This is a genomic window from Streptomyces misionensis (assembly GCF_007896895.1).
GTDB classification, from domain to species: domain Bacteria; phylum Actinomycetota; class Actinomycetes; order Streptomycetales; family Streptomycetaceae; genus Streptomyces; species Streptomyces misionensis_A.
In genome coordinates this window covers 1478-27489 of record NZ_VOGW01000194.1, presented here as the reverse complement: position 1 = coordinate 27489, position 26012 = coordinate 1478, and the positions used below count along the sequence as shown (strand labels likewise).

Below are 26012 nucleotides of genomic sequence, written 5' to 3'. Positions count from 1 at the left end.
TTCCCGGAGGTCCCCCGACACCAGCCCGGCACGACGCCGCACCCGGAGACCGTCGAGAACGGCCCCTCCCCCCATGTCACCGAGCAGTCGCGGCAGTTGGACACCCTCGTGGTGCCCACGCACGACCCGGGCCCGCCGAATCCGCTGCACGAGGCGCCGACACCGCCGACGACGCGGCCCGTGTCTCCGGACGCCGGAGTGCGGCAGCGCCTGACCGACCTCGACCGCGCCGCCCGTACGGCGGGGATGTCCGAGGCCGACCGCACCGCGTACACCCGGGCCGTGCGGGAGGCCGTCGCGTCGGGTGACTGGGAGCGCGCCGGGGAACACCTGACGGCCTTTCGCGACCATGTCGAGACGCGCACCGTCCACCAGCGTTACGAGGCGTTCCACGAGCACGCGCGGGGCGGCTTCGACCGGCTGACGAACCTCACCGGTTCCAAGGAGGAGTGGCAGAACAAGGTCGACGCGGTCGAACAGGCCCACCGCTCGGGCGACTCCGAGCTGCTGGACAGCAGGCTCAACGAGTACTCGGCGTACGTGGAGAGCCATGTCCCCGCCGCGGCGCTGACCGGGAAGGACACCCCCCGCCCGTTCCACCCGGAGGTCGAGGACCTGCGCCGGCGGCTCGCGCTGACCACCGACGGGCCCACCGCCGACCGGCTGCGCGCCCAGCTGGACGAGGCCCGCCAGGACGCCGAACTGCGCGACCGGCTCGACAAGTTGCGCACCTCCACGGACCCGGACCCGGAGACGGCGGCACTGCACGAGCGCCTCGACCGGGCCAGGACGCCCGAGGAGGCGGACCTCGCCCTGCGGGACCTGGAGGAGCACCGCCAGGAGCGGGAGCTCCAGGAGCGGCTGGACCACCTGAAGTCGGACGAGCCGACGCCGGAGCGGCGCCCGGCGCCGGGCAGCGAGGAGGATCTGCGCCGACGTCTCGACGCCCTCAATGACGGCGCGGACGACCACGAGCGCGAGCTGCGCGAGCGGGTGGACCGGGCGGACACCCCCGAGGAGGCCGACCAGGCGCTGCGCGACCTGCACGAGTACCGCGCGGACCAGCGGCTGCAAGAACGCCTGGACCGGCTCAAGTCGGACGAGTCCGGAGGCCGTCCCTCCGACCGCGAGCTGCGCGACCGCCTCGACGCCCTGCACGACGGCGAGAACGATCCACGCGCCGCCGAGCTGCGCGATCGTGCCCGGGAAGCGGCCACCGAGCCGGAGGCCAAGGAGGCCCTCGACAAGCTCGACCAGCATCTACGGCAACGCGAGCTGGACCGCCAGGACCAGGTGCGCGAACTGACCGGCCGGCTGGAGAAGTTGCGCGACCAGCACGCCGAGCAGTTGCTGGGCCTGCGCTCCGGCGACCCCGGGGACACCGCGCGCCGGATCGAGGACACGCGCGACGAGCTGTCCTCGCACCTGACCTACGACGAGCGCACCGGCGGGCTGCGGCAGGAACTGGCGCGGCCGACCGCCGCCGACGAGTCCCCCGGCCACCTCGACCGCATCACCACCGGGTCGGACGAGCAGACGCCGGTCGTCGAGCACGGCACGCCCCCGCAGCACAACGAGCCCGTGAGCAACGGGACGTCCGGCGGCGGCGCGCCGCACCGGGTCCCGGCGGAGGACACCCATGTCCCCCGCGCCGACTCCGACGAGCAGGCCGCGCGACAGACCGCCCCGGAGAGCCGGGAGAACCACGGGCGGGCCCAGGACGACCAGCAGCTCGTCGCCCACAAGGACGCCCCGGCGGAGGACCCGACCCATCCGGCCGAGCACCCCGTCCCCAGCACCAGGGACCTGGACGACCTGCGCCGCGCGGCCGGCACCGGCGGCCCCTCCGGACCGCCCCGGACGCGGCTGGACCGGACCCCCCGCTACGTGGTGCGCTCCGGCTTCGACCAGCGGCGCTTCACCGTCGGCGACACGCCGTACACCGAGCTCACGGTGCGCGTGGCGCTGAAGGACGACGGCTCGGGGCGGCACGACGCCGACGACGTCTGGCGCCGGGCTCAGGAGGGCGTCAAGCAGTACTTCAACGACCCGAAGTACACGCTGCCAGGCGGTGACCGGCTGCACGTCACCATCGAACGCGTCGGGGCCGACGACAAGCCCCATATGACCGTCGAGCTGGTGGACCAGGGCATGGACCAGCGCAGCTGGACGCCGGGGGCCGAGCCGGTCGAGTACGCGCACGAGATCTCCCACCAGCTGGGGCTGCGCGACGAGTACGCCGACGAGACCGCGCCGCAGCGCCCGCACGTCCTCGGCAGCCTGCTGGGCGACGTCCACCAGGACCCGGAGCACGAGGGGCTGACCCCCGGCGGGCTGCGCGACCGCCACCTCCGGCTGCTGGGCGCCCTCACGGCCGGCCACGACGACCTGCTCGCCCGGCAGGGCCCCGGCGGCGACCATCTGACGGCGGCGCACCCCCAGGACCTGACCGGCGAGGCGGTCCCGCCGAAGCTCACCGAGCCCACCGCCCAGCAGGAGACCCCGCATCAGCGGTACGACGATCCCACACAGGACCCGGCCTGGCAGCACTCGCGCGCCGAGGCCCCGCCGGTCCCGCGGACGCACACCTGGGTGGACCCGGTGTCCGACCCCACCCGGCAGCCCGAGCCGGTGACCACGCACCCGCACGAGGACACACAGACGTCCGAGCCGCCGAAGCAGGGCGAGGACACGAGCCATGACGGCCAGGACAAGAGCCACGACGGCCAGGACAAGGACAAGGGCGGCCAGAAGGACGAGGACGGGCAGAAGCAAGAGGACGAGCCGAAGGACGGGAACCGGCAGAAGGACGACGCGAAGGTCCGGCAGGAGCCCGAGGAACAGCAGCAACAGAAGCAGGAGGAGCGGGACCAGGACGAGCAGGGCCAGAAGGAGCGGCAGCAAGAGGAACAGAAACCGGAGGGCCCGAAGGAGCACGACGACCCGAAGGAACGGGAGGAACAGAAGGAGCAGGACGAGCACGACGACAAGGACGGGCAGGAGGACCGGAAGGACCAGCAGGACCGGAAGGACGAGAAGGACCAGGAGGACCGGAAGGACCCCGTCGTCGCCCCGAAGGACGAGCAGGAGCAGAAGCCCCCCGAGCCCCCCGCCAAGGAGCCCGACCCGAAACTGGACGGGCGGCACCGGGACACCCTCGCCGGGAAGAAGATCACCGAGGAGCCGGGCCCCGACGCGGTGCGCGCCCGGATCGAGGCCCTGCTGCGCGACCACGCCAAGGACACCTCCGTCACCCAGCGCCTGGACGCCGCCCTCGACCCGGCCAACTTCCGCAAGCAGCACGGTCAGATGGTCAACGGCGGCTGGCGCTTCACCGTGCACGTGGGCGGCAGGCCGTACGAGGTCGAGGTGGGGGCGACCGCCTCCGTCTGGCGGCTGGACCCGAAGACCGACGCGGCCAAGGACAACGACGGCGAGGGCTTCGACGTGCCCGTCGAGTCGACGCACGAGGCCACCCCGCGCAAGACGGAGATGACCTCCTCCCAGGCGGGCCTGGAACTGGGACCGACCATCGTCCGGCCCGTCAACCCGCAGCTGTCCGCCCTGGTCAGCCCCTCCGTGAAGCTGGGCGGCGCCACCCACGGCCGCGAGACCACGGTCAAGTCCTCGACACAGACGGCGAACCAGTTCGCCTTCACCGGCAAGACCGACAGCTACACCTCCGACTTCACCTACACGGTGAAGGTCACGGACCACGAGGGCACCGCCCTGAAGGCCCCGGGCACGGACGACGCCATCAAGGGCCAGGTCCGCGCCGACGTGCCCCGCCCGGAGGAGCTGGCCACGGACCGGCCGCGCACCTGGCAGGGCTGGGACCCCACCCGGACGAACGGCGCCGGCACCGATACCGGCACAGGAACCAACACCAACACCGGCACCGGCACGAAGCCGAAGCCCGCCTCCGGTCACCCCGTGTCGATCACCGGGCTGAACTCGGCCCGCGACGCCGTCTACGAGGCGCTGCCGCGCGAGGCCCGCCCGGACGGCACCGCTCACCGGGACATCGAGGACTTCTTCCAGCCCTCCAACGTCCTCAACGGGTTCGAGCACGCCTCCGGCAAGGGCCTGCTGTCGAACACGCTGACGCTGAGCGACGGCAGCAAGGCCCATCTGCTGCTGACGGTCGAGCCGGACGGCTCCCAGGCCCTGCACACCGTGGACGACAAGGCCACCCTGGGCTCGAAGTCGTCGGGCGAGCACGGACAGAACCGCACGGAGAACAGCTCCTGGTCGCTCGGGCTCAGCGGCGGCGCCACCGGAGAGGTGTGGAAGGCACAGGACAGCTCCCGGTCCACCTGGCTGACCGGCACCGCCGGCTACACCGGCTCCAGCAACCTCGTCCACGGCACCAAGGGCAAGAACGCCATCGGCAGCGAGTTCAGCCACGAGCAGACCGGCAAGGCCGATCTGGTCGCCACCCAGGTGCGGCTGCGCGTCCAGCTCGTCCGGCACCACTTCCAGCCGGGTCGCGACGGGCTGCACGGCACCACCACCACGGCGATCGGCGACCACTCCCCGCCGCCGTCCGAGCAGCCGCCGGTCCGCCCGAACGGCGATGTCGTCCTCACCATCGACGCGCAGAACGGCGAGGTGCTGCGCGCGGTCCCGCACGACCTGACCGCCCCGCCCACGACCGGTCAGCACCCGCCGCTCGACCCCACCCGGCTCACCGACCCGGTCGCGGCCCCGCGCACCACGTTCCTCGACGTCCCCGGCTCGACGGAGCTGGAGGACCACATCGTCCTGGAGATGCACCAGAACCACCCCGGCGTGCTGCCGCCGCCCGGGGCGATCCACCCGGACCCCACGGCCCCGAACCGCCCGCGCGTCACCCCGGAGGCCTGGGACAACCTGCGTACGCTGCGGCAGCAGCTCGCCCCCTCACGGCTGCGCGGCGGCGCGCCGAAGCTGCTGGACGGCACCTACCGGATCACCCTGAAGGGCCCCCATCTGCCCGGCACTTCGGGCAAAACCCACGAGATCCTGATCAAGGCCGAGCCCACCAAGGGCGATCACGTGGGGACCGGCAAGTCGACGACGAAGACGGTCGGCACCCGCACCACCGGTGCCGACAAGTCCGTCACCCACAGCTCCAAGCACGTCGTCAACCTCGCCGGGAACGTGCGCAGTTCGCTGGACCACCCGGACGTCACCCGCGGCTTCACCATGGGCAGCCTCGACATCACCGCCCACAACCCCTCGCACGGGCTCACCATGGGCACCGAGACCGAGGTGAAGCGGCAGTTCTCCCTGGAGGCGGACACCGACGTCTACGCCCACCCGGTGACGTACAAGGTGCTGGTCGGCGTCGAGAACCCCAAGCAGCCGACCACGCATCTGTCGACCGAGGCGCCCTCGCCGCACATGCAGCACATCAAGCCGGTGCGGCCCGAGGGCCGGCTCACCGTCGAGGTCGCGCGCCGGCCGGAGACGACCGAGGGCACCACCCCGCCGCCGCGGACCATCACCACGCTGGACGTGCTGCCGCAGCGGCACGCCGTCCGGTCCGTCACCGGCTCCAAGGAGTTCCGGGACCAGGCGCAGAAGTCCCTGACCAGCGCCTTCCAGAAGAAGGCCGGCACATCGGGGAACACCCGGGTGCCCGAGCTGAAGGACGCCCTGGACGGGCTCACCGACGAGGAGCACCTGCGGTCCCTGGTCTCCGCCTCGCACGGCGGCTGGGCCAACAGCGGTGACGAGCAGGTGGGTTCGGGCCGCAACCGGGACACCGTCGGGCTGTCCACGCGGACCGCGCTGAGCAACTTCCGGTTCCGCGAGACGCTGCCCGGCGAGGGCAAGCTGGAGATCGAGACCAAGTCCAGCGTGTCCACCCAGGTCGCGGACAAGACCACCAGCGCGTTCAAGGCGGGACTCGGCTTCGACGTGGGCCGCTTCCCGTCCAAGGACAGCCCTGACGCCTCCTTCCAGGCACGCGGCGGCGTCAAGGGGAAGGGCGGCGCCGGACAGAACACCGGCGAGAACGTCAAGCACAAGATGACGACCTCGCGCAAGGCCGCGTACAAGGGCACCTGGCACCTGTACGAGGCCGACGCGGACGTCACCGTGCAGGGCAGGGTCACCGACGCCAAGGGCGACGTCTTCCTCGGGGAGCCGCGGACCGGCAAGCACCGGGTGCTGGTGCTGCTGTCCGACGACGACGTGCGCAAGCTCGCCGAGGACGGCACCGGGGCTCAGCCGGGGACCCGGCAGGCGCCGCTGCTCGCCAAGGGGCTGCTGGGCGGCGCCACCGCCGACATCCCCAAGTCGGACGAGATCCTGGGCGAGATCGACCGGCAGATCCGCAAGCTGGACACCGCCGCTCCCGTGCCGGAGGCGGCGCTGCCGTTCGCGGACACCTTCTCCCCGGAGAACCTGTCGGCCAACTACGAGGACCTGGTGGGCCGGGGCATCCTCGACTACCACGTGCACGAGTCCCGCACCCAGCGTGTGATCACCGAGGTGCTGGTCCGCGGCATCCCCGAGGGGAAGTGGACCGACGAGGGCGACCACTCCACCGGGGACACCACCCGCAAGGTCGGCATCGCGCAGACGGTCAAGGGCAGCGCGGGGCACAACTGGTCGCTGGGCGCCGACGGCAACCTCCGCCTCTCCTACGCCCCGGTCGTCAAACCGAAGCCCGGCCAGGACGCCGCCGCCGTCAAGGCGGAGGAGAACAAGGGCGGCCTCGGCAGCGCCGCCTGGGCGCCGACCGGGGGCGGCGAGGGCACCCGGACCAAGAGTGCCGAGACCGGCGTCACCACCAAGGTCGACCACAAGACGTCCAAATTCGGTGACACGGTGAAGTTCGGCAACACGATGCGCTTCGAGGTCACGGTGACCCAGCGCACCGAGTACGGGCGCTTCGTGAACCTCGCCGAGCCGCTCCCGGTGAAGCCCTCGTGGCGGGTCCACGTCTACGTGCCCAAGTCGCTGACGGAGACCGCCGAACAGGCCGCCGCCCACCAGCAGAAGCAGCAGACGCAGGAACCGAGCCAGGGACAGAGCCAGGGACAGATTCAGGAACAGAGCCAGGAGCAGACCCAGCAGGAGACCCAGCAGCGGCCCGCGACGGACGACGGCGGGAACACCGTCGAGCTGCGGCCGCTCACCGGTTCCAAGGAGGACCGGGAGAGCTGGCAGGCGTCCCTGGACTCGGCCCACGACCTGGTGGGCTTCGACAACCACGCCGGGCTGTACGACCAGGCGCAGACGGTGCTCACCACGCCCCGGCCCTGGGGCGACGGCATGCTGGGCAAGGCGGGCTCGGCCCTCTCCTCGGGCCTGGGCTCGGCCGCCTCGACGCTCGGCCACTGGGCCGGGGCCATGACGCCCAAGGAGGCGCAGAAGCTGATCGCGTCCTTCGTCTCCGATCCCCGGCTGGACGACGGCAACCCCCTGGTGAAGGAGCAGCGCCTGCCGCTGGAGCAGCAGGTCGCGCTGCGCCGCACCCTCGGTTCGAGCACCCTGCCCACGGTGTTCCACCAGCTCAAGGACCCCGTCGGCGGCTATCGCACGGTGCCGCTCGGCAGCGACGGGAAGACCGGCCTCGAGTTCCGGCTCCAGCCGACCGGGAAGGCGGAGGAGATCTCCACCCGGGACGACGGCAGCGACGAGATCACCATCGCCACCGAGCACGAGTCGGCCACGTCCGCGAGCAACGCCGTCAACGCGAACCTGACGCCCCTCGCGTTCCCGGTGACCACCAAGAACCCGAACGTCATCGTCCCGGTCCCGACCAACGCCATGAAGCTGGACAGGGACCAGACCTTCGAGAGCACGTCCCCGGTGACCCGCGGCCCGGGGGTGCCGAACCGCACCCTCCCCCCGCCGGCCATGCCGCACGGCAAGACGGCCACCGAGCCGGGCAAGGCCACGCTCAAGGGCCCCCAGGTGCTGATGCGGCAGCCGGTCAGGCTGTCCACGCAGAAGTACGACGAGAACGGCACGTACGGGAACACGGCGCACACGGACGGGCACGTCTACTACTGGACGGCCAAGAAGACCGAGGACGCGGTCACGGAACCGGAGAAGACGCCGGAGAAGGCGCCGGAGGAGAACAAGCGGCAGGCGGAGATCCCGAAGCCCGCCACACCGCAGGAGGGCCACAAGCCCGCCGAGGAGAAGGAGCGGAACCCGAAGCCCACCGAGGAGGCGAAGGAGACTTCCCAGGACGCGAAGGAGACCGGGAAGCAGACCCCCGAGGAGGCGCAGAAGACCGGGAAGCAGGCCCCCGAGGACACCCAGGAGACCGAGAAGCAGACCCCCGAGCCCACACAGGAAACCGAGAAGCAGACCTCCAAGGACACGAACGAGGGCGGAAAGCAGGCTCCCGAGGACGCCGAGGAGAAGAAGGAGACTCCCGAGTCGCCCAAGGAGCAGCAGCTCCCCAAGGACGCCGAGGAACACAAGCCCGCCCCCAAGACCGACGACGCCGGGGAACACAAGCCCGTCCCGAAGACCGACGACGCCGAGGACACCTCCTCCGCGCCCCCGGCCCCGCCCCGCCTCAAGGTCCCCGGCGACGGCCGCTGTCTGCTGTACTCCGTGCTCGCGAGCACCCCGCCCGAGCACTGGCCCGCCGCCCTGCACCACGGCACGCCGCAGGACGCGCGCGCCCTGCACGAGGCCGTCCTCCACCAGATCCGCACCCAGCGGGGAACCGTCGACCCGAACAGCCCGCTGGGCCGGGCCGCCGGGGACCTGCACCGGATGGTGCTGGACGGTCTGCGGTCGGCCTCCCCGCATGACCTGCCGGGCGAGGTCGCGCAGGTGTACCGGCGCGTCCAGGTGGACCGGCTCCAGCGGCAGCTCCGTACCGAAAGCCCCGAGGAACTGCGCGCACGGCTGGGGCGCTACGGCGTCGACCGCGTCATGTCACCGGACTGGCTCCACCCGCGGGCCCTGCGCACCCTCTACATCGAGGCGCGCGCCCGGGAGCTGACGGGCGAACCGCACCGCCTGACCCCGCAGGACGCCGCCGAGGCCGCGGCGGCCGAGGTCCCGGAGACGACGAACCGGCTCGGCCACTGGGTCCTGCACGACGACGCCCTGGCGCCGCGCGCCCAGTTCGACTATCTGACCGAGCACGGCGAGCCGCTGAGCCTCGACCACATCGACAGCAAGGAGGCCCTGGTCGACGCCGTCGTGGACACCTCGCTGCACCAGCCGCTGACCCCGGCCGAGCACCAGGCGCTGGTCCGGGCCGTGGAGAACTGGGTGCCGGGCAACGACGCCTGGAACACCGAGGAGGGCGAGGTCTTCCCCGCCCTGGTGGCCCACACCCTCGGCACCCGGCTGCGCACCTTCCGGCTGCTGCCCGACGGCACCACCCATCTGGAGACGGCCGGACCCGGCCACACCGGCCGCACGGTCGACGTGCACTACAACGGCCGCAGCCACTACGACGCCGCCCAGCTGCCGCCGCGCCACACCACCACGACGGCCACCGGCCACGAGGTCGCCCCCAAGGCCCCCAGGGCGCCGAAGGCACCCGGGACCACCACCGGCACCGCCGCTCCCCGCCGTCCCCGTGACCAGGCGCCCCGCTTCGTGGTGCGCTCGTCCTTCGACGCGCGCGTCTTCCGCGCCGGCGACACCGCCGTCACCGACCTGACGGTGCGGGTCGCCTTCCGGGGCGGTGCCGGGCACGACCCCGGGACCGCCTGGGAGCGGCTCGTCCAGGGGACCGAGGAGTTCTACAACCGCCCCGGCCACCACCTCCCCGACGGCAGCCGACTGCACGTCACGGTGGAGCGTGTGACGGCGGACGACCAGCCGCATCTGGTGGTGGACCTCGCGGGCCACGACCGTCCGATGGACCAGCGCACCTGGTGGCCGGACGCCGAACCGGTCGCGTACGCCCACGAGTTGGGGCACCAGCTCGGGCTGCGCGACGAGTACCGGGCGGACGACGGCGAGGGCCCGGGCCGGGCGGGGGTGGCGGGCAGCCTGCTGGGCGACTTCCACCGGCCGGCGCCGGACGGCCTCGCCCAGGGCGGGCTGCGCGGACGGCACCTCCAGCTGCTCGGGGCGCTCGTCGGCGACGTACCCGAGACCGTCGTGCATCCCGGCCCCGCCGGGGAGCACACCCCCTTCGGCCCGCGGCACCCGGGCTGGCAGGAGGCCAGGTCGGGCACCGCGCCCGTGACCCGGCGGCACGTCTGGGTCGATCCGGTGACCGATCCGGAGCGGGACGGCGGGCAGCACGAGGCGCAGGCCCAGGAGCCGCGCCTGCCGCAGGGCGACCACGACCGGGTCGAGGAGGAGGACGCGGACTGGTCGCACATCCTGGAGGAGTACACGCAGGAACGCCGGCGCGAGTACGAGTGGCTGGACCGGCTGTACGGCGACACGCTCGACCAGGACTCGTACGACCGCGCCCACGAAGCCCTGCTCACCCTCCAGCGGATGGCCCCGCCACGTGCCGTGCCGGACGCGGAGCACCGGCCGCCGCTGGAGGTGCTGGCCGAGCAGGTGCTCCATCTCGACGGCGCGCCCACCGACGGGGACTACCGGTATCTGCTGGCGCTCACCGCGCACGCCGGGCCCGAGGCGACGCGGGACGGTGCCGCGCTCGCCGCGCACTTCCTGGCCACCGAGCACGACGCGCTGGGCCACCACACGGCGCTGGCCGACGGCTCGGGGCAGGCCACGGGCCGTGACTGGACGGGGGCGCGGGCGGTCCCGCCGGACCTGACGAGCTACACGGTCACCGGCCCCGACGGGCAGGAGACGCGGCACACGGCGCCGTGGCACAGCCCGTACGTGGTGGCCGCCGAGCGGACCCCGGACGGCCTGGTGCTGCGGACGGGCGGTCAGGCGGTCCGGGTGTCCGAGGCGGAGTTCGCCGAGCTGGTGGCCCGGGACCCGCTGCGCGGCACGGACCAGGACATCGTGCTGGTGGTCCCGCGCGGGCAGGACCAGGAGCTGGCGCGGCTGGTCGCGGACCGGGCCGGGACGGTGGTGTGGTCGACCGACTCCGAGGTGCGCCCGGTGCTCGACTGGCGGACCGGCGACGAACACCTCGACCTGACCGGCGGCAGCGGTGACTGGACGCTCCATCTGGGCGGCCCGCGCGGACCCTTGGACCTGTTCGACTTCGGCTCCCCGACCCCGGAGCACGAACCCGGCGGCCCGGACCACGCGAGCAAGCTGCTGCCGCACCGCGACGGCCGCGCGTCGCCCCTGGCCCCGGAGAACCTGCTGGACCGGCTGCGCGCCAGGTCGCTGACCACCAGCGATTACGAGGTGGTCGGGGCCGGTCCCGGTACGGTGCTGTTCGAAGAGCCCACCGGCATGTACCACGCCCGCTTCGACTACGGCCACGGCTCGGACGACGTGCCCCGGCTGTCGGTGCCGGCCCAGGGGCACCAGGAGACGCTCGTGGAGCACCATCCGCCGCTCCATGTGTCGGGCGACCTCTCCCTGGCGCACCGTGAAGGCGGCTACGGCCAGCAGGTGTTCGCCACGGTGGCGGCGATCGACGCGTCCAACCGTCAACTGGCGCTCGCCGGTTCCCTGGTGCGGCTGCACGCCGGCGACCTCACGCTGCGGGTTGCCGACGGCCACGGTGGGCATCGTGAACTGGTGCGTGTCACCCCGCGGTTCCTGACCCGCTCCGGGAAGTCGGAGGAGGAGATCTGCCGGGACTTCGCCCAGATGGTCTCGGGCGGCGTCCCCGCCTCGCACGTGGTCTTCCGGAGCCCCGACGGCTCGGGCCTGGGCAAGGCGCCGATCAACGCCCTCGGCCGCACCGAGGTCACCGGCATCCACCACCTCGCCGAGTCCCTCTCCCTGGTGGCGGACGGCGAGCGGCCGGACCGGCCACTGGGCCCGTCGTGGGCCGTCGACCAGGTGCGGCGGGACGACCGGCTCATCGCCGAGAGCGACGGCCCGACCCCCGGCAAGTCCTACGGCAGCGCGCTGAGTTACGACCCGCTGGACAACCCGCGCCGCGACGCGCTGTCCGCCGCCGCGCGCGAGATCGGCATCAACCAGTACGCCTGGGCGAAGGTCGGCGAGGCCTACCTCGTGCACTCGATCAACGCGCTGGACGAGAACGGCCTGCCGAGCCTGGCGCACAACTACGCCAAGCCGGGCGAGCCGGAGGGCAGCCACTTCGGCTATCACTTCGCCGCCGTCGTGCTCGCCAGCGAGGACGGCAAGCACCAGATCACGCTGGAGAACTTCGCCCGCCGCGCGCACATCACGGGCATCGTGAAGTCGGCCGTGTCGGAGAACCTGCGGCACACCTCCGCGGACGGGTTCCGCAGCCTGCACCGGGCCGTCAGCGACGAGCTGGACCGGGCACGGGCGGCCGGCGGCGACGAGGCGCGGATCAGGCGGCTGGACCGGCACCTGGCGCTGGTGGACGCGCTCACCCGGGCGGCGGACGCCCGGCAGCAGATCGCCGGTACGGTCCGGCACAGCCCGGAGCACGAGCGCGCCGTCGAGGAGTTCGAGAAGGCCCGCAGGGCCGCCGAGGCGCGCATGAAGCAGGCCGCGGAGCTGTCCAAGGGCAGCGATCTGTGGCACTTCCGGATGTTCTCCCAGCGGCCCGGCGAGACCATGCACGAGGTCAGCGCGGACCTGCTGACCTCCGACCGGTCGGCCGAGGCCAACCCGCTGACCTCGGTGATCGTGCACGGCCACCGGCTTCCGCAGATCGACATCAGGTTCCGCGAGGGCTCCCGGCAGATCGGCAAGGACGAGGGGCGCAAGCTCAACTACGTGGCCGAGCTGGCGACCCGCACCGGGCTGTGGAACCACCACAACGGCCTGCCGCTGCCCCGGATCACGGTGACCGGGCGCGGCAACGCCCGCCGCCCCACGCTGGGCGGCGTCCTGCCCGACACCGCGCGGCAGCGGGCCGAGGCCGTGCACGGGGAGCTGCGGGACCGGCTGGACCGGTATCTCATCAACTACCAGCACGGTTCGCTCCAGCCCCGGGTGACCGCGGCCGACTTCCCGGTCACGGTCACCACCGAGCGCACCCCGGCGGGCGGCGACAAGGACCAGGGCCGGCGTACCACGGTCGCGGTGCACGACACCCGGCCCGCCGCCGAGGAGGTCTCGCCCCGGGCGCCCAAGGCCCCGCCGCGGCAGCAGCCGCCCGCCGAGGACCGGCCGCAGGCACCGGCACAGTCCCGGCCCCAGGCAGAGACGCGGGTACGGACACAGGCGCCGGTACAGACACAGGCGCAGCCGCAGCCGCAGCACGGGGTCGCGGCCCCCGTCGTGCCGCACACCGCCCCGCCGGCGGCGCCGTACCGCAGCGAACGGCTGACCATCGGCGGCGTCGAGTTCGCGGACGGCTCCGCCGAGCTGACGGGGGCGCACCGGGAGACGGTGCACCGGCTGGCCGCCGAGGTGGCGTGGGCGTCGCTGGCGAACGTACGTGCGGGCTTCCCGCCGCCGAGGGTCACGGTGGTCGGCCACGCCAACGGGATGCGGGGCGGGCTGCCCCACTTCGGTGAGGCGCTGCGGCGCGGGCAGGCCCGCGCGGACGGGGTGGCGGAGCTGTTCCGTTCGGCCCTCGCGGTCCACCTGGAGCGGCTGGGGGCCGGTGACGAGGCGGTCACGCTCCTGGCGGACATCGAGGTCGCCACCCGTTCCGAGGGCAACACACCGCCCGGTGACGCGGGCGCGGGCCGGGACGCGGCGACCGCGCTGCGTCATGCGTTCGTCGTGGTCGAGCTGGCCCGACCGGCCGGCGGTGACGCCTGATGGGCCCGGCGCCGCGGCGGCCACGGCGGGCGCCGCCGGGGCCCGTTCGGGCGGGCGGCGGCGCGGCGGATTGCGGCAGCGCACATGACCTTCGGGGCCACAAGGCCGATACTGAGGTGCAAGGCTCCGACCACCCACCTGGTCCCACCCGGCCTGAACAGGGAAAACACCGGCCAGGGACCACCTGCGAGCTTTCTGGGAGACAGGCATGAAGATGTTGATCAACGTGCCGGAGACCGTCGTCGCGGACGCGCTGCGCGGGATGGCGGCCGCGCATCCGGACCTGGCGGTGGACGTGGAGAACCGGGTGATCGTCCGCCGGGACGCACCGGTGGCCGGGCAGGTCGCACTGGTCTCCGGCGGCGGGTCCGGGCACGAGCCGCTGCACGGCGGGTTCGTCGGCCCCGGCATGCTGTCCGCCGCCTGTCCGGGCGAGGTGTTCACCTCGCCGGTGCCCGACCAGATGGTGCGCGCGGCGGCGGCCGTGGACAGCGGGGCCGGGGTGCTGTTCGTGGTGAAGAACTACACGGGCGACGTGCTCAACTTCGACATGGCGGCGGAGCTGGCCGAGGACGAGGGCGTCCAGGTCGCCAAGGTGCTGGTGAACGATGACGTGGCCGTCACCGACAGCCTCTTCACGGCCGGGCGGCGCGGCACCGGGGCGACGCTGTTCGTGGAGAAGCTGGCGGGCGCCGCGGCGGCCGAGGGGCGGCCGCTGGAGCAGGTGGAGTCGATAGCCCGCCGGGTGAACGAGAACTCCCGCAGCTTCGGGGTGGCGCTCAGCGCCGTCACGACCCCGGCGAAGGGCTCCCCCACCTTCGATCTGCCCGAGGGCGAGCTGGAGTTGGGCATCGGCATCCACGGCGAGCCGGGCCGGGAGCGGCGGCCGATGATGACCTCCGGCGAGATAGCCGACTTCGCGGTCAACGCGATCCTGGAGGACATGTCGCCGCACAATCCGGTGCTCGTCCTGGTCAACGGCATGGGCGCCACCCCGCTGCTGGAGCTGTACGGGTTCAACGCCGAGGTGCAGCGGGTGCTGGCCGAGCGCGGGGTCGCCGTGGTGCGCACCCTGGTCGGCAACTACGTCACCTCCCTGGACATGGCGGGCGCCTCGGTGACCCTGTGCCAGGTCGACGAGGAAATGCTGCGGTTGTGGGACGCGCCGGTGCGCACCCCGGCGCTGCGCTGGGGGATGTGATACGGCGGACACAGCGCTCAACGCCCTTACTATGTTTGGAGGTCCAGTGCTCGACGCCGACTTCTTCCGTCGTTGGATGACGGCGACCGCCGCGTCCGTCGACCGTGAGGCGGACCGTCTCACCGCCCTCGACTCGGCCATCGGGGACGCCGATCACGGCAGCAACATGCAGCGCGGGTTCGCGGCCGTGCGGACGACGCTGGCCGACGAGGCGCCGGACACGCCGGGCGCCGTCCTGATGCTCTCCGGACGCCAGCTGATCTCGACGGTCGGCGGCGCCTCGGGACCGCTGTACGGCACACTGCTGCGCCGGACCGGCAAAGCGCTCGGAGAGGCCGCCGAGGTCGGCGAGGAGCAGCTGGCCGAGGCGCTGCGGGCGGGTGTGCAGGGCGTGATGAAGCTGGGCGGGGCGGCGCTCGGCGACAAGACCATGGTCGACGCCCTGCTGCCGGCCGTGGAGGCGCTCGGCAGCGGTTTCGGCGCCGCCCGGGAGGCCGCCGAGAAGGGTGCGAAGGACACCGTTCCGCTGCTGGCGCGCAAGGGCCGGGCGAGCTATCTGGGCGAGCGCAGCATCGGCCACCAGGATCCGGGGGCGACCTCGTCGGCGCTGCTGATCGCGGCGCTGGCCGAGACGGCGGAGGGCTGACGTGAGCGAGGAGAAGCTGGTCGGGATCGTCCTGGTGTCGCACAGCGCCGAGGTGGCCGCCTCGGTCGCGGCGCTGGCCAAGGGGCTCGCGGGCGGGGCCGAGGCGGTGCCGGTGGCCCCGGCGGGCGGCACCGAGGGCGGCGGGCTCGGCACCAGCGCCGAGCTGATCGCCGCCGCGGCGGCCACGGCCGACCGGGGCGCCGGGGTCGCGGTCCTCACCGACCTCGGCAGCGCGGTGCTCACGGTGAAGGCACTGCTGGCCGAGGGCGACGAACTGCCCGAGAACACGCGGCTGGTCGACGCCCCGTTCCTGGAAGGTGCGGTGGCCGCGGTGGTGACGGCCGCCGCGGGCGCCGATCTGGACGGGGTGGAGGCGGCGGCGAAGGAGGCGTACGACTACCGCAAGGTGTGACGGGCCCGCGGGTCGAGCGGCTGGTCAGTCGCCCGTGTCGGTCACGAACTGCCGGGCCAGCCGCTCGCCGGTCGCCACCGCCGCCCCGTGGTCCTCGATGGGGTCCGCCCGGGAGTCCTTGAAGACGATGTAGGTGACCCCCGAGGCCGCTCCGCCGTCGCTGGGGCCGGGGCTGATGCCGAGGCCCTTGGCGGTGGCGTAGGAGGCCTCACCGATGAGGTCGCTCGGGCCGGTGTCGCCGACCACCGCGTACTGCACCCGGTCCCGGTAGACGACGGCGGCGACCGAGCCGCCCCGCACGCCGTACGCGCCGGGGTCCCAGCGGGGCCCCGCGGCCGGGACGACGATGTAGGGCAGCTCCTCGGCGCTGAGCTGCCGTCCGTCGGACTGCCGGAAGGCGGTGTCCGGGGAGTACAGCGGGTCGGTCTGGGCGTTGCAGTGGACGGAGGGCCGGCCGTCGCAGTCGATGTCCAGGTCCGCCTTCCAGAAGACGGCGTCCCGGGTGCCGCAGACGGGCACGGTCTCGGGGCTGCCCGCGTCGGTGCGGTACCGGCCGTCGGAGATCTGGTCGCAGACACCGACCCGCGCCAGCAGGTCCTCTGCGGTGACGGCGCCCTCGCGACGGGCCACGGCGGCCCGGGCGCTCTCGCGGCGGAGGCCGACGCGGTGCCCGCTCCGGTCCGGGGAGGCGGGCGGGTGCTCTCGGGGGACCGGGCCGGCGGGGGCGCCGGCCCGAGGGACAACGTTTTTGCGCGGACCTGCGCCGGGGGTCGCGCCCTTGCCGTGGGCCGTCGCCCGCGCCTCGGGCGGGAGCGCCGCGGCGGGGCCGGGCAGCGTGGCGGGGGCGATCAGGGCGGCGCCGACCGCGGCGAGCGTCAGCGTCGGGACACGCACACGCACGATGAGGAACCCTCTCCTCGGGGACATGTCGAGCCCACTGTGGGCCGCGACCCGGACGCCGGGCCGCAGGGGCCACCCCCAAGGGGCCGGATGGAGCACGGGACTGACAACCCGTGAGGGAATATTTTCGGCATTTGGGGCATAGCATGTGATGGTCCCACCGCCGGACGGGTGACTCCGCGGGGACAACAGGGGCCGGGAACCCGGACCGCCTCCGATCCAGGTCCCCCGGCCGCCCGCGCCGGCGCGGGTTCGGCGACGACAGCGTTTCCGCGCCAACGGCATGAACTCCCCAGCCCTCTCGGGGAGTTCAGCCGCAGGGACCTTCAGCATACGTAACCGCGCGGGGTGCTCCGCACCGGCCCCTTGCCGCGGGCGCACCGGGCGGTCCATATTGGTCCGGACCATTGCCGGGCCGCAGCTGAACCGATCGTGGAGGCAGAGCCGTGCGACGCGTTCCCGTTCCGCTCGTGCTGGTCTGCGGCGCCCTGCTGCTGCTCACGTCCTGTGGCTGGAGCCGGGCCGACGCGGGCGACGAGGGCCGGATGCCGGGCGCCCCGACCGGGGTCACCGCGCAGGCCGGCAGCGCCACGTCGGTGCACGTGATGTGGAACGCGGTGCCGGACGACACCGGCATCCGCTCCTACGAGGTGTACCGGGACGGCACGAACGCGGCCGAGGTGCCCGGTTCTCAGCGCATGGTGGACGTCGTCAGGCTCAGGCCGTCCACCCGGTACGTCTTCACCGTGCGGGCCCGGGACAGGGCCGGCCGGCTCGGACCGCCGAGCCGGCCGGTGGCGGCCCGGACGCCCGCCCGGGCCGCGGCCGACCGCTCGGCGCCGACCCGGCCCGAAACGCCCACCGGGCGGACCGACGGCAGCCGGGCGGTCCGGCTGTCCTGGGGCGCCTCCCACGACGACCGGGGCGTGGTGTCGTACGACATCCAGCAGGGCGGCACCCGGATCCACAGCGTCGGCGGAGATTCGACCTCGGCCGTCGTCACCGGACTGCGCCCCGGCACCCGGTACGTGTTCACGGTGCGGGCCCGGGACGCGGCGGACAACCTCTCCCCCGCGAGCGCCCCGGTCCGCCTCACCACCCCGGGCACCGACGACGGCCGGGCCACCGCGCCGACCGGCTTCACCGCCGCGACCCACCGCGCCGACGGCGCCTACTACCTGGATTTGTCCTGGGATCCGCCGGGCACGGACGGGGTGATCACGCAGTACGCGATCCGGCTCGACGGCACCTCGGCCACCTCGCTGGAGTGGGGCGGCACCCCGCCGCGCGGGCGGGCGCACTACAGCTTCTACCTGGGCCGCACGGCCGGGGAGGAGCACCGGGTACGGCTGCGGGCCCGGCTGCCCGACGGCACCTGGGGCGGCTGGTCGCCCGAGCGGACGGTGACCACGGGACGCTGACCACAGCCCGGCGGGGGCCGCATCCCGGGGACGCCGGGACGGGTCCGCGTCACCCGGCCGGATGCCGTCCGGGTGCGGGCGCCCGCCGGGCCGCGTTGGCTGCTGACCAGGCAGCACGGATGTTTCCCGACCCTGGGCGGCGCATGGGACGTACCGCCGGCCGTGCCGCCGGAGGCCAGCCGATGCGCAAGTCCATATCCCTGCTCCGCTCCGCTCTCGCCCTCCCGGCCACCGTCGCGCTCCCGGTCGCGCTCGCGGCGCCGGCCGCCGCGGTCTCCGGCATCTCCGTCAGCACCACCGGCTCCTCCGTCTCGGTGGTCACCAGCGCGTGCACCCGGATCAACGGCAGCTGGGGCACCGCGGCCCTGCTCACCAGCAGCCAGGCCAGCTTCGCCCAGGGCCGGCAGGCGGCGCTGTCGGGCACCACCGTCAGCCAGTCCGCCGTCTGGTCCGGGGTGAGTCCCGGGACCTACACCGTGGTGGTGGTCTGTTCCAGCGGCAGCACGGCGGGCAGTCAGGCGGTGATCGTCTCCGCCGGGTCCGCACCGACCCTCTCGGCCACCTCCAGGCCGGTGCCCACCCGCCCTGGTCCCGTCCAGCAGGCGCCCGTCCGGGGCGTCAACGGCGGCCTGGGCGGCGCCGTCCGCGACCACGGCCCCCTGACCCTGGGCATCGGCGCGGCACTGGTGGGCGCGGGCACCGTCACCGCCGCCTGGTGCCTGCGCCGCCGCTCGAGACCGACCCGGTGGTGAAGCCGGTCAGCCCGTCCGGCCGTCGTCGGACGGCTCGGGGAACTCCGCGAGGGCGTGCGAGAGCCACTGCGTCCAGAAGGTCTCCAGGTCGATGCCGGCCCGCAGGACCAGGTGGCGCAGCCGGTCCTGCGGGGTGTCCCGCTCCGGCGGGAAGTCGCGCCGTTCGATCTGCTGGTACTCGGCCAACTGCCGTCGGTGCAGCTCCAGATGGCGCCGCAGGTCCGCTTCCAGGCCGGCCGTGCCGACCACCGCCGACGCGCGCAGCCGCAGCAGGAGCGTGTCCCGCAGCGGCTTGGGGTCCTGCGCGACGGCGGTCCAGCGGGCCAGCTCGGCGCGGCCCGCGGGCAGGACCTCGTAGCTCTTCCTCTGCCCGCGGGCCGGCTGCTCGGACGGCAGCGCCCGGATGAGCCCCTCGCCCTCCAGCTTTCCCAGCTCGCGGTAGATCTGCTGGTGCGTCGCGGACCAGAAGTAGCCGATCGACTTGTCGAACCGGCGGGTCAGCTCCAGCCCCGACGACGGCTTTTCCAGCAGGGCGGTGAGGATCGCGTGCGGGAGTGACATGGGCTCATCCTAGGGAGGCCGCAGCGGCTCCTAGAGCGCCGCCGCCAGTTCGGTGCCCTGCTTGACGGCCCGCTTGGCGTCCAGCTCCGCGGCGACGTCCGCGCCGCCGATCAGGTGGGCGCTGCGCCCGGCGGCGACCAGCTCCTCGTACAGCTCGCGGCGCGGTTCCTGGCCGGTGCACAGCACCACGGTGTCGACCTCCAGGACGGTGCTCTCCTCGCCGACGGTGATGTGCAGACCCGCGTCGTCGATGCGGTCGTAGCGCACCCCCGGGACCATGGTGACCCCGCGGTGCCGCAGCTCGGTGCGGTGGATCCACCCGGTGGTCTTGCCGAGCCCGGCTCCGACCTTGGTGGTCTTGCGCTGGAGCAGGTGGACCTGGCGGGCCGGGGCCGGGCGGCGCGGCTCGGTGAGGCCGCCGGGTGCCGTGTACTCCGTGTCGACGCCCCAGTTGCGGAAGTACGTCGCGGGGTCCTCGCTCGCCTTGTCGCCGCCGTCGGTGAGGTACTCGGCGACGTCGAAGCCGATCCCGCCGGCGCCCAGGACGGCCACCCGGTCGCCGACGTGGGCGCCGTCGCGCAGCACGTCGAGGTAGCCGAGCACGCGCGGGTGGTCGACGCCCGGGATGTCGGGGGTGCGCGGCGTGACGCCGGTGGCGACGACGACCTCGTCATGATCTGCCACGTCCGCGGCGCTCACCCAGGTGTTCAGGCGTACCTCCACGCCGTGGGCGGCGAGCTGGTGGCGGAAGTAGCGCAGGGTCTCCTCGAACTCCTGCTTGCCGGGGACCTTGCGGGCGACGTTGAGCTGCCCGCCGATCTCGCTCCCGGCGTCGAACAGGGTGACGGTGTGGCCGCGTTCGGCGGCGCTGACGGCGCAGGCGAGCCCGGCCGGTCCGGCGCCGACGACGGCGACGCGCTTCCTGGTCCGGGCCGGCGCGAGCACCAGCTCGGTCTCGTGGCAGGCGCGCGGGTTGACCAGGCAGGAGGTGAGCTGCCCGCTGAAGGTGTGGTCCAGGCAGGCCTGGTTGCAGCCGATGCAGGTGTTGATGGCCTCGGGGGTTCCGGCGGCGGCCTTGGCGACGAAGTCGGGGTCGGCGAGCATCGGCCGGGCCATGGAGACCATGTCGGCGCAGCCGCCGGCCAGCAGCTCCTCGGCGAGTTCGGGGGTGTTGATGCGGTTGGTGGTCACCAGCGGGACGGCCACCTCGCCCATCAGCCTCTTGGTGACCCAGGTGAAGGCGCCGCGCGGCACGGAGGTGGCGATGGTGGGGATGCGGGCCTCGTGCCAGCCGATGCCGGTGTTGATGATGGTCGCGCCGGCCGCCTCGACGGCCTTGGCCAGGGTGACGACCTCCGCGTGGGAGGAGCCGCCGGGGACGAGGTCCAGCATGGACAGCCGGTAGACGATGATGAAGTCCTCGCCGACGGCCTCGCGCACCCGGCGGACGATCTCGACCGGGAACCGCATCCGGTTCTCGTACGAGCCGCCCCAGCGGTCGGTGCGGTGGTTGGTGCGGGCTGCGATGAACTCGTTGACGAGGTAGCCCTCGGAGCCCATGATCTCGACGCCGTCGTACCCGGCGTGCCGCGCGAGACGGGCGGTACGGGCGTAGTCCTCGATGGTCCGCTCGATGTCGGCCTCGGAGAGCTCCCGGGGCACGTAGGGGCTGATCGGCGCCTGGAGGGGGCTCGGGGCGACGAGGTCTTGGTGGTAGGCGTACCGCCCGAAGTGCAGGATCTGCAGGGCGATCCGGCCGCCCTCGCGGTGCACGGCGTCGGTGACGACCCGGTGCCGCTCGGCCTCCGCCTCGGTGGTGAGCTTGGCCCCGCCCTCGTACGGCCGGCCCTCCTCGTTCGGCGCGATGCCGCCGGTGACGATGAGCCCGACGCCGCCGCGCGCCCGGGCGGCGTAGAAGGCCGCCATCCGCTCGAACCCCCGCTCGGCCTCCTCCAGCCCCACGTGCATGGACCCCATGAGCACCCGGTTGGGCAGCGTGGTGAACCCCAGGTCGAGCGGGGTCAGCAAGTGGGGGTAACGGCTCATCTCAGGCCCTCCGTGCACGGGTGCGGTCGCCTCTTGTTGTAGAGCAACCGAAGCCGCTTGTGCAACTAGTTGCATAAACGTGTGGGCCGCGCCACCGTGCTCACGGCGGACCGGGCCCCGGCACCCGTCCCGACGCGGTGCGCCCCGGCCGGTACGGGACCGGCCGGGGCGCGGGAAGGGCGCCGGGGCGCCGGGTCAGCGGCTTTCCAGGCGCAGATGGAGGTCGCGTTCCTGGTCGCCGGAGGCCGTGCAGGTCTCCTCGACGGTGAACATGGAGTCCAGGGTGTGACGGAAGCGGTCGACGGCCCAGTAGCCGCCCTGGACGTCCGCCTGGACGGACGAGCGCAGGCGGACCGGCGGGCAGCCCTGGCGGGGGGTGTCCGCGACGTCGTACGTGCCGAGCCACACCATGGGCCTGGTCTCGTGGAGTTGCTGGGGCACCTCGTCCTTGCCCCGGTCGGACGCGAAGCAGGAGTTCAGTGCCTCGAAGACGAGACGTGCGTCCTCCTTGGAGCATCCGCTGATCTCCACCATGACGGATTCCGGATGCGACCGGTCCTTGTTCGCCATTGATCGCTCCTTTCGTGGCCGCGCTGCGGTGGCACGGGGTACCCCGTTCGCACCACGTCCATCCCCCCGCCCAGCAAAACACCGGGCCACGGCGCCCGCCACCCAGTCCTCAGCCGAGGGAGAACGTGTACGTCTTGCTGTCGGTGAGCACACAGACGCCCGGCGACATCACGATCACCCGCAGGGTGCCCGAGCGGCGGTCGTAGTCGATGCCCTCCGCCTCGAAGGAGCCCTGGCAGGCGCTGCGCAGCGGCAGCCGGCGCAGCGCGGCGACATGCCCGTCCACATCGGCGGAGCCGTTCGGCGGGGCCGACAGGTCGATCCGCAGCAGCGGCTTGGTCATGCCGAACAGGATCCCGTCGGGGTCGTCGGAGGAGCACAGCAGGGTCGTCGGACCGGAGAAGTCGCAGCCCTGGACGTCTCTGACGGGGTGGTCCAGGTGGACCGTGGCCGCCTGCGGAAGGTTTGCCGAGGGCGAGGTCGAGGGGTTCTCGCCCGGCGTCGGGAAGACGAGCAGCCGGTCCATCGTGCCCCATTCGCCGGACAGCATCCACCGGCCGTCCGGCGAGATCGCCACCCACGAGTTGTTCAGGGCCTCGCCGGGGCTCAGCGTGTGCACGTACTCCGACCAGGCACCGCCCGGCGACTGCACGCGGTACATCTTCGAGTTGCCGGAGTCCCGCTGGTAGGGCTCGATGTAGTAGCCCTCGTACGACGCGTCGGGGTCGCCGACGTGGTTCCAGCCGCGCAGGGAGTCGCCGAGCGGGATCGTGCCGATGCCGGTGTAGCGGTTGGGGCTGTTCGCCGGGACCTCGACCGAGGCCAGCCCCTGGCTCTCGGTCAGCGGGTCGGCGCGGTCGGAACCGGTCTCGGTCCAGGTGCCGGCCGCCGAGGCGGGCGCGGGCACGGCGAGGGACAGGGCGGCGGCGAGGGTGACGAGTCCGGCGAGGACTCCATGGCGGCGTAACCGGGCGGGCACGGGCATGGACGGCTCCTGGAAGGGGGGTGGGCGCACTCGGACGGCGCACAGTCTGGCGCGGGCTCGATGGCCATGTACAGACCAAGTCGGCCCACGGTCCGGGAGCGCTCCCGGTCGCTCCGGCGGACGGCCGCCGCCGGGTTGAGGGATGGTGGAGGTTGACGGGGAAGGCTGCGGAGAGTCGGATGTGAGCGCGGCAGGACGTGGAGAACCGGCACGGGGAACGGCACGCCGTGCGGACGGTCGAAGGCGGTGCGTGGCATGAGTGCAGCCGGGGCTCCGGCGACCGAGAGCGGCGAACCCGCGCGCGGGCCGGTGCCGCCGGGCGGCCTCCTCGACATGCTCGGCGTGGCCTCGGTGGTGCTGGACGCCGACGGCCGGATCGCGCTGTGGAGCCCCCAGGCGGAGGAGCTGTTCGGTTACACCGCGCGGGAGGCCCTCGGCCGGTACGCCGCCCGGCTGATGGTGCACGAACGGGACATGCAGCTGGTCGCCGAGCTGTTCGCCGATGTGATGACCACCGGGCGGAGCTGGGCCGGCGGCTTCCCGATCCGGCACAAGGACGGCAGCACCCGGCTGGTGGAGTTCCGCAACATGCGGCTGCTGGACGACCGCGGCAAGGTGTACGCCCTCGGGCTCGCCGCCGACCGGTCGACCGTACGCCGGCTCGAACAGGACGTGGCGCTGTCCGAGCGGATGGTCCGGCAGTCCCCGATGGGGCTCGCGGTGCTCGACACCGAGCTGCGGTTCGTCTCCGTGAACCCGGCCCTGGAGCGGATCAGCGGGCTGCCGGCCGCCGAACACGTGGGCCGCGCGCTGTGCGACGTGCTGCCGGGGCTGGACACCGGCCCGGTGGCGGACGCCGCCCGCCGGGTGCTGTCGACGGGGACACCGCTGATCGACCACGTCGTGGTGGGCCGCACCCCCGCCGACCCGGACGAGGACCACACCTGGGCGGTGTCGCTGTACCGGCTCGACGACGCCATGGGACATGTGCTCGGTGTGGCCTGCTCGATGGCCGACATCACCGAGCAGCACCGGGCCTCCGTGGCGGCGGAGACGGCGCGGCGCCGGCTGACGCTGATCGCGGACGCCTCGGCGCGGATCGGCACGACGCTGGAACTGGAGCGCACGGCCCGCGAGTTGGCCGAGGTCGCGGTGCCGGAGCTGGCCGATGTGGCGGCGGTGGACCTGCTGGACGCCGTGGTGGAGGGCCGGCCCAGCGCCCTCGGCCCCGCGGAACCGGCGGTGATCCGGGCCCTCGCGGTGCGCCCGGAGGACGACTCGGACGCCGTACGGGCCGCCGACCCGCCGGGCGGGATCGCGCGGTACGCCCCCGACCGGCTGGTCACCGAGTGCGTGCGCACCGGTGAGGCGGTGCTGGTGCCGCGGGTGAAGGACGAGGACCTGCCGCGCATCGCGCGTTCACCGCGGGCGGCGGCGCTGCTGGCGCGGGCGGGCCTGCACTCGTACCTGGCGGTGCCGCTGATCGCGCGCGGCGAGGTGCTGGGCGCGCTCGACCTCAAACGCACCCGCGACACGCGGCCGTTCGACAGCGACGACGTGCTGCTCGCGCGGGAGCTGGCGGCCCGGGCGGCGGTGCAGATCGACAACGCCCGCTGGTACCAGAACGCCCACAACACCGCGCTCACCCTCCAGCGCAGCCTGCTGCCGAGCGATCCGCCGGTCACGACCGGTCTGGAGGTGGCCTCGCGCTATCAGCCGGCGGGGGTCACCAGCGAGGTCGGCGGCGACTGGTTCGACGTGATCCCGCTGGAGGGCGGCCGGACCGTGCTGGTGGTCGGCGACGTCATGGGCAGCGGGATCGAGGCGGCCGCGACCATGGGCCGGCTGCGCACCGCGACGGCCACGCTGACCGCGCTCGGCCTGGACCCGGCGGTGCTGCTCGGCCATCTGGACCGGACCACGTCGGCGCTGGACCACTCCATCGCGACCTGTGTGTACGTCGTCCACGACCCGTGGCTGCGCCGGTGCCGCATCGCCAACGCCGGCCACCTGCCGCCGGCCCGCGTCCGCCCCGGCCGGCCGCCGGAACTCCTGGACCTGCCGACCGGGGTGCCGCTGGGGGTCGGCGGGGTCGAGTTCTCCACGGTCACCGTCGACTTCGCCCCCGGCGACGAACTCGTGCTCTACACCGACGGCCTGGTGGAGACCCGCCACCACACCCTCGACGAACGCCTCGGCCTCATGCTCTCCCTCCTCACCGACCCGGCCCGCCCCCTCGACGAGACCTGCGACGACCTCCTGACCACCCTCCACCGCCCGGACAACCACGACGACGTGGCACTGCTCATCGCACGGGCGCGGGAACCGGACCGGCCGCCCACGCAGGACGAGCCGCCGGCTCCCGCGCGCACCGCTGCGGGCCACGCCCGGCGTGATCACGACCGGCGGCCCTGATCGGCGGCCCTGACGAACCGGGGCGGATCCGCCGTGGCCGACCCCCGCTGGTGCTGCGCCCGAAATGGTTCACCGGCTCGCGACGCCCGGCAGACCTTTCCGGCCACAGCCCTAGCCGCGCACACCGATCACCACGTGCGCCGCCCACTCCTCCGACACCGCCACCCGGGCGGTCAGGCCCGCCTCGGTGAACACGGCCAGCGCGGCCGGGGGCCGCCGTTCGCCCGTCTCCGACACGAGGCGGCCACCTGGCCGGCGCCCGGCGGCCGCCTCCTGGCCGAGGCGCGCGCCCGCCAATCCCCGCCCCCCGCGACCCGCGTCCCCCAGGCCGGCCTCCCCGCCCCGCCGGGGGGTCCG

At 73.6% G+C, this 26012-nt stretch carries 13 protein-coding genes; 7 read left to right on the top strand and 6 right to left on the bottom strand.

Annotation, left to right across the window (positions count from 1 at the left end):
• Window positions 1-180 precede the first annotated feature (180 nt).
• The 4 genes from FRZ03_RS39635 to FRZ03_RS35785 all read left to right on the top strand — a co-directional run bounded on the left by FRZ03_RS39635 (window position 181) and on the right by FRZ03_RS35785 (window position 16005).
• Window positions 181-13746: a hypothetical protein gene (locus FRZ03_RS39635; protein WP_222443441.1), complete on the top strand. Its 13566-nt coding sequence runs from the start codon at window positions 181-183 to the stop codon at window positions 13744-13746.
• Between the two features lie 208 nt (window positions 13747-13954).
• Entirely contained in the window at window positions 13955-14947 is a 993-nt protein-coding gene (dhaK, locus tag FRZ03_RS35795; RefSeq protein ID WP_146469237.1) for a dihydroxyacetone kinase subunit DhaK, read from the top strand.
• A 46-nt stretch (window positions 14948-14993) separates the two neighbouring features.
• The gene (gene dhaL / locus FRZ03_RS35790) at window positions 14994-15593 is read left to right on the top strand and encodes a dihydroxyacetone kinase subunit DhaL (protein ID WP_146469236.1); all 600 of its coding nucleotides are present in this window, start codon (window positions 14994-14996) and stop codon (window positions 15591-15593) included.
• Window position 15594: 1 nt separating this feature from the next.
• Window positions 15595-16005 carry a PTS sugar transporter subunit IIA domain-containing protein gene (locus FRZ03_RS35785; RefSeq protein ID WP_146469235.1) on the top strand — a complete coding sequence of 137 codons (411 nt, stop codon included), beginning with the start codon at window positions 15595-15597 and terminating at the stop codon, window positions 16003-16005.
• 24 nt (window positions 16006-16029) lie between these two features.
• On the opposite strand, the gene FRZ03_RS35780 is transcribed toward FRZ03_RS35785, so the two are convergent.
• On the bottom strand, window positions 16030-16899 hold the full coding sequence (locus FRZ03_RS35780; RefSeq protein WP_261399484.1) for a glycoside hydrolase family 75 protein: 870 nt from the start codon (window positions 16897-16899) through the stop codon (window positions 16030-16032).
• Window positions 16900-17351: 452 nt separating this feature from the next.
• Between FRZ03_RS35780 and FRZ03_RS35775 the strand changes: the two genes are divergently transcribed.
• Both FRZ03_RS35775 and FRZ03_RS35770 read left to right on the top strand, forming a co-directional pair.
• A complete protein-coding gene (locus tag FRZ03_RS35775) occupies window positions 17352-18326 on the top strand; it encodes a fibronectin type III domain-containing protein (RefSeq protein WP_146469233.1) in 975 nt (324 codons plus the stop codon).
• A 182-nt stretch (window positions 18327-18508) separates the two neighbouring features.
• Window positions 18509-19078 carry a hypothetical protein gene (locus FRZ03_RS35770; protein ID WP_146469232.1) on the top strand — a complete coding sequence of 190 codons (570 nt, stop codon included), beginning with the start codon at window positions 18509-18511 and terminating at the stop codon, window positions 19076-19078.
• 6 nt (window positions 19079-19084) lie between these two features.
• On the opposite strand, the gene FRZ03_RS35765 is transcribed toward FRZ03_RS35770, so the two are convergent.
• From FRZ03_RS35765 to FRZ03_RS35750, 4 genes are all read right to left on the bottom strand, one after another.
• The gene (locus FRZ03_RS35765; protein WP_146469231.1) at window positions 19085-19639 is read right to left on the bottom strand and encodes a PadR family transcriptional regulator; all 555 of its coding nucleotides are present in this window, start codon (window positions 19637-19639) and stop codon (window positions 19085-19087) included.
• Window positions 19640-19669: 30 nt separating this feature from the next.
• The gene (locus FRZ03_RS35760; RefSeq protein ID WP_146469230.1) at window positions 19670-21685 is read right to left on the bottom strand and encodes an NADPH-dependent 2,4-dienoyl-CoA reductase; all 2016 of its coding nucleotides are present in this window, start codon (window positions 21683-21685) and stop codon (window positions 19670-19672) included.
• A gap of 195 nt (window positions 21686-21880) precedes the next feature.
• The gene (locus FRZ03_RS35755; protein ID WP_146469229.1) at window positions 21881-22255 is read right to left on the bottom strand and encodes a hypothetical protein; all 375 of its coding nucleotides are present in this window, start codon (window positions 22253-22255) and stop codon (window positions 21881-21883) included.
• 109 nt (window positions 22256-22364) lie between these two features.
• Entirely contained in the window at window positions 22365-23240 is an 876-nt protein-coding gene (locus FRZ03_RS35750; RefSeq protein ID WP_146469228.1) for a hypothetical protein, read from the bottom strand.
• Window positions 23241-23495: 255 nt separating this feature from the next.
• On the opposite strand from FRZ03_RS35750, the gene FRZ03_RS35745 reads away from it, so the two are divergent.
• Window positions 23496-25655, top strand: coding sequence for a SpoIIE family protein phosphatase (locus tag FRZ03_RS35745; protein WP_146469227.1), 2160 nt, complete (start codon window positions 23496-23498; stop codon window positions 25653-25655).
• 111 nt (window positions 25656-25766) lie between these two features.
• Here the strand turns inward: FRZ03_RS35745 and FRZ03_RS40840 are convergent, their stop codons facing one another.
• Window positions 25767-25892, bottom strand: coding sequence for a hypothetical protein (locus FRZ03_RS40840; protein ID WP_315902687.1), 126 nt, complete (start codon window positions 25890-25892; stop codon window positions 25767-25769).
• Between the last annotated feature and the right edge of the window lie 120 nt (window positions 25893-26012).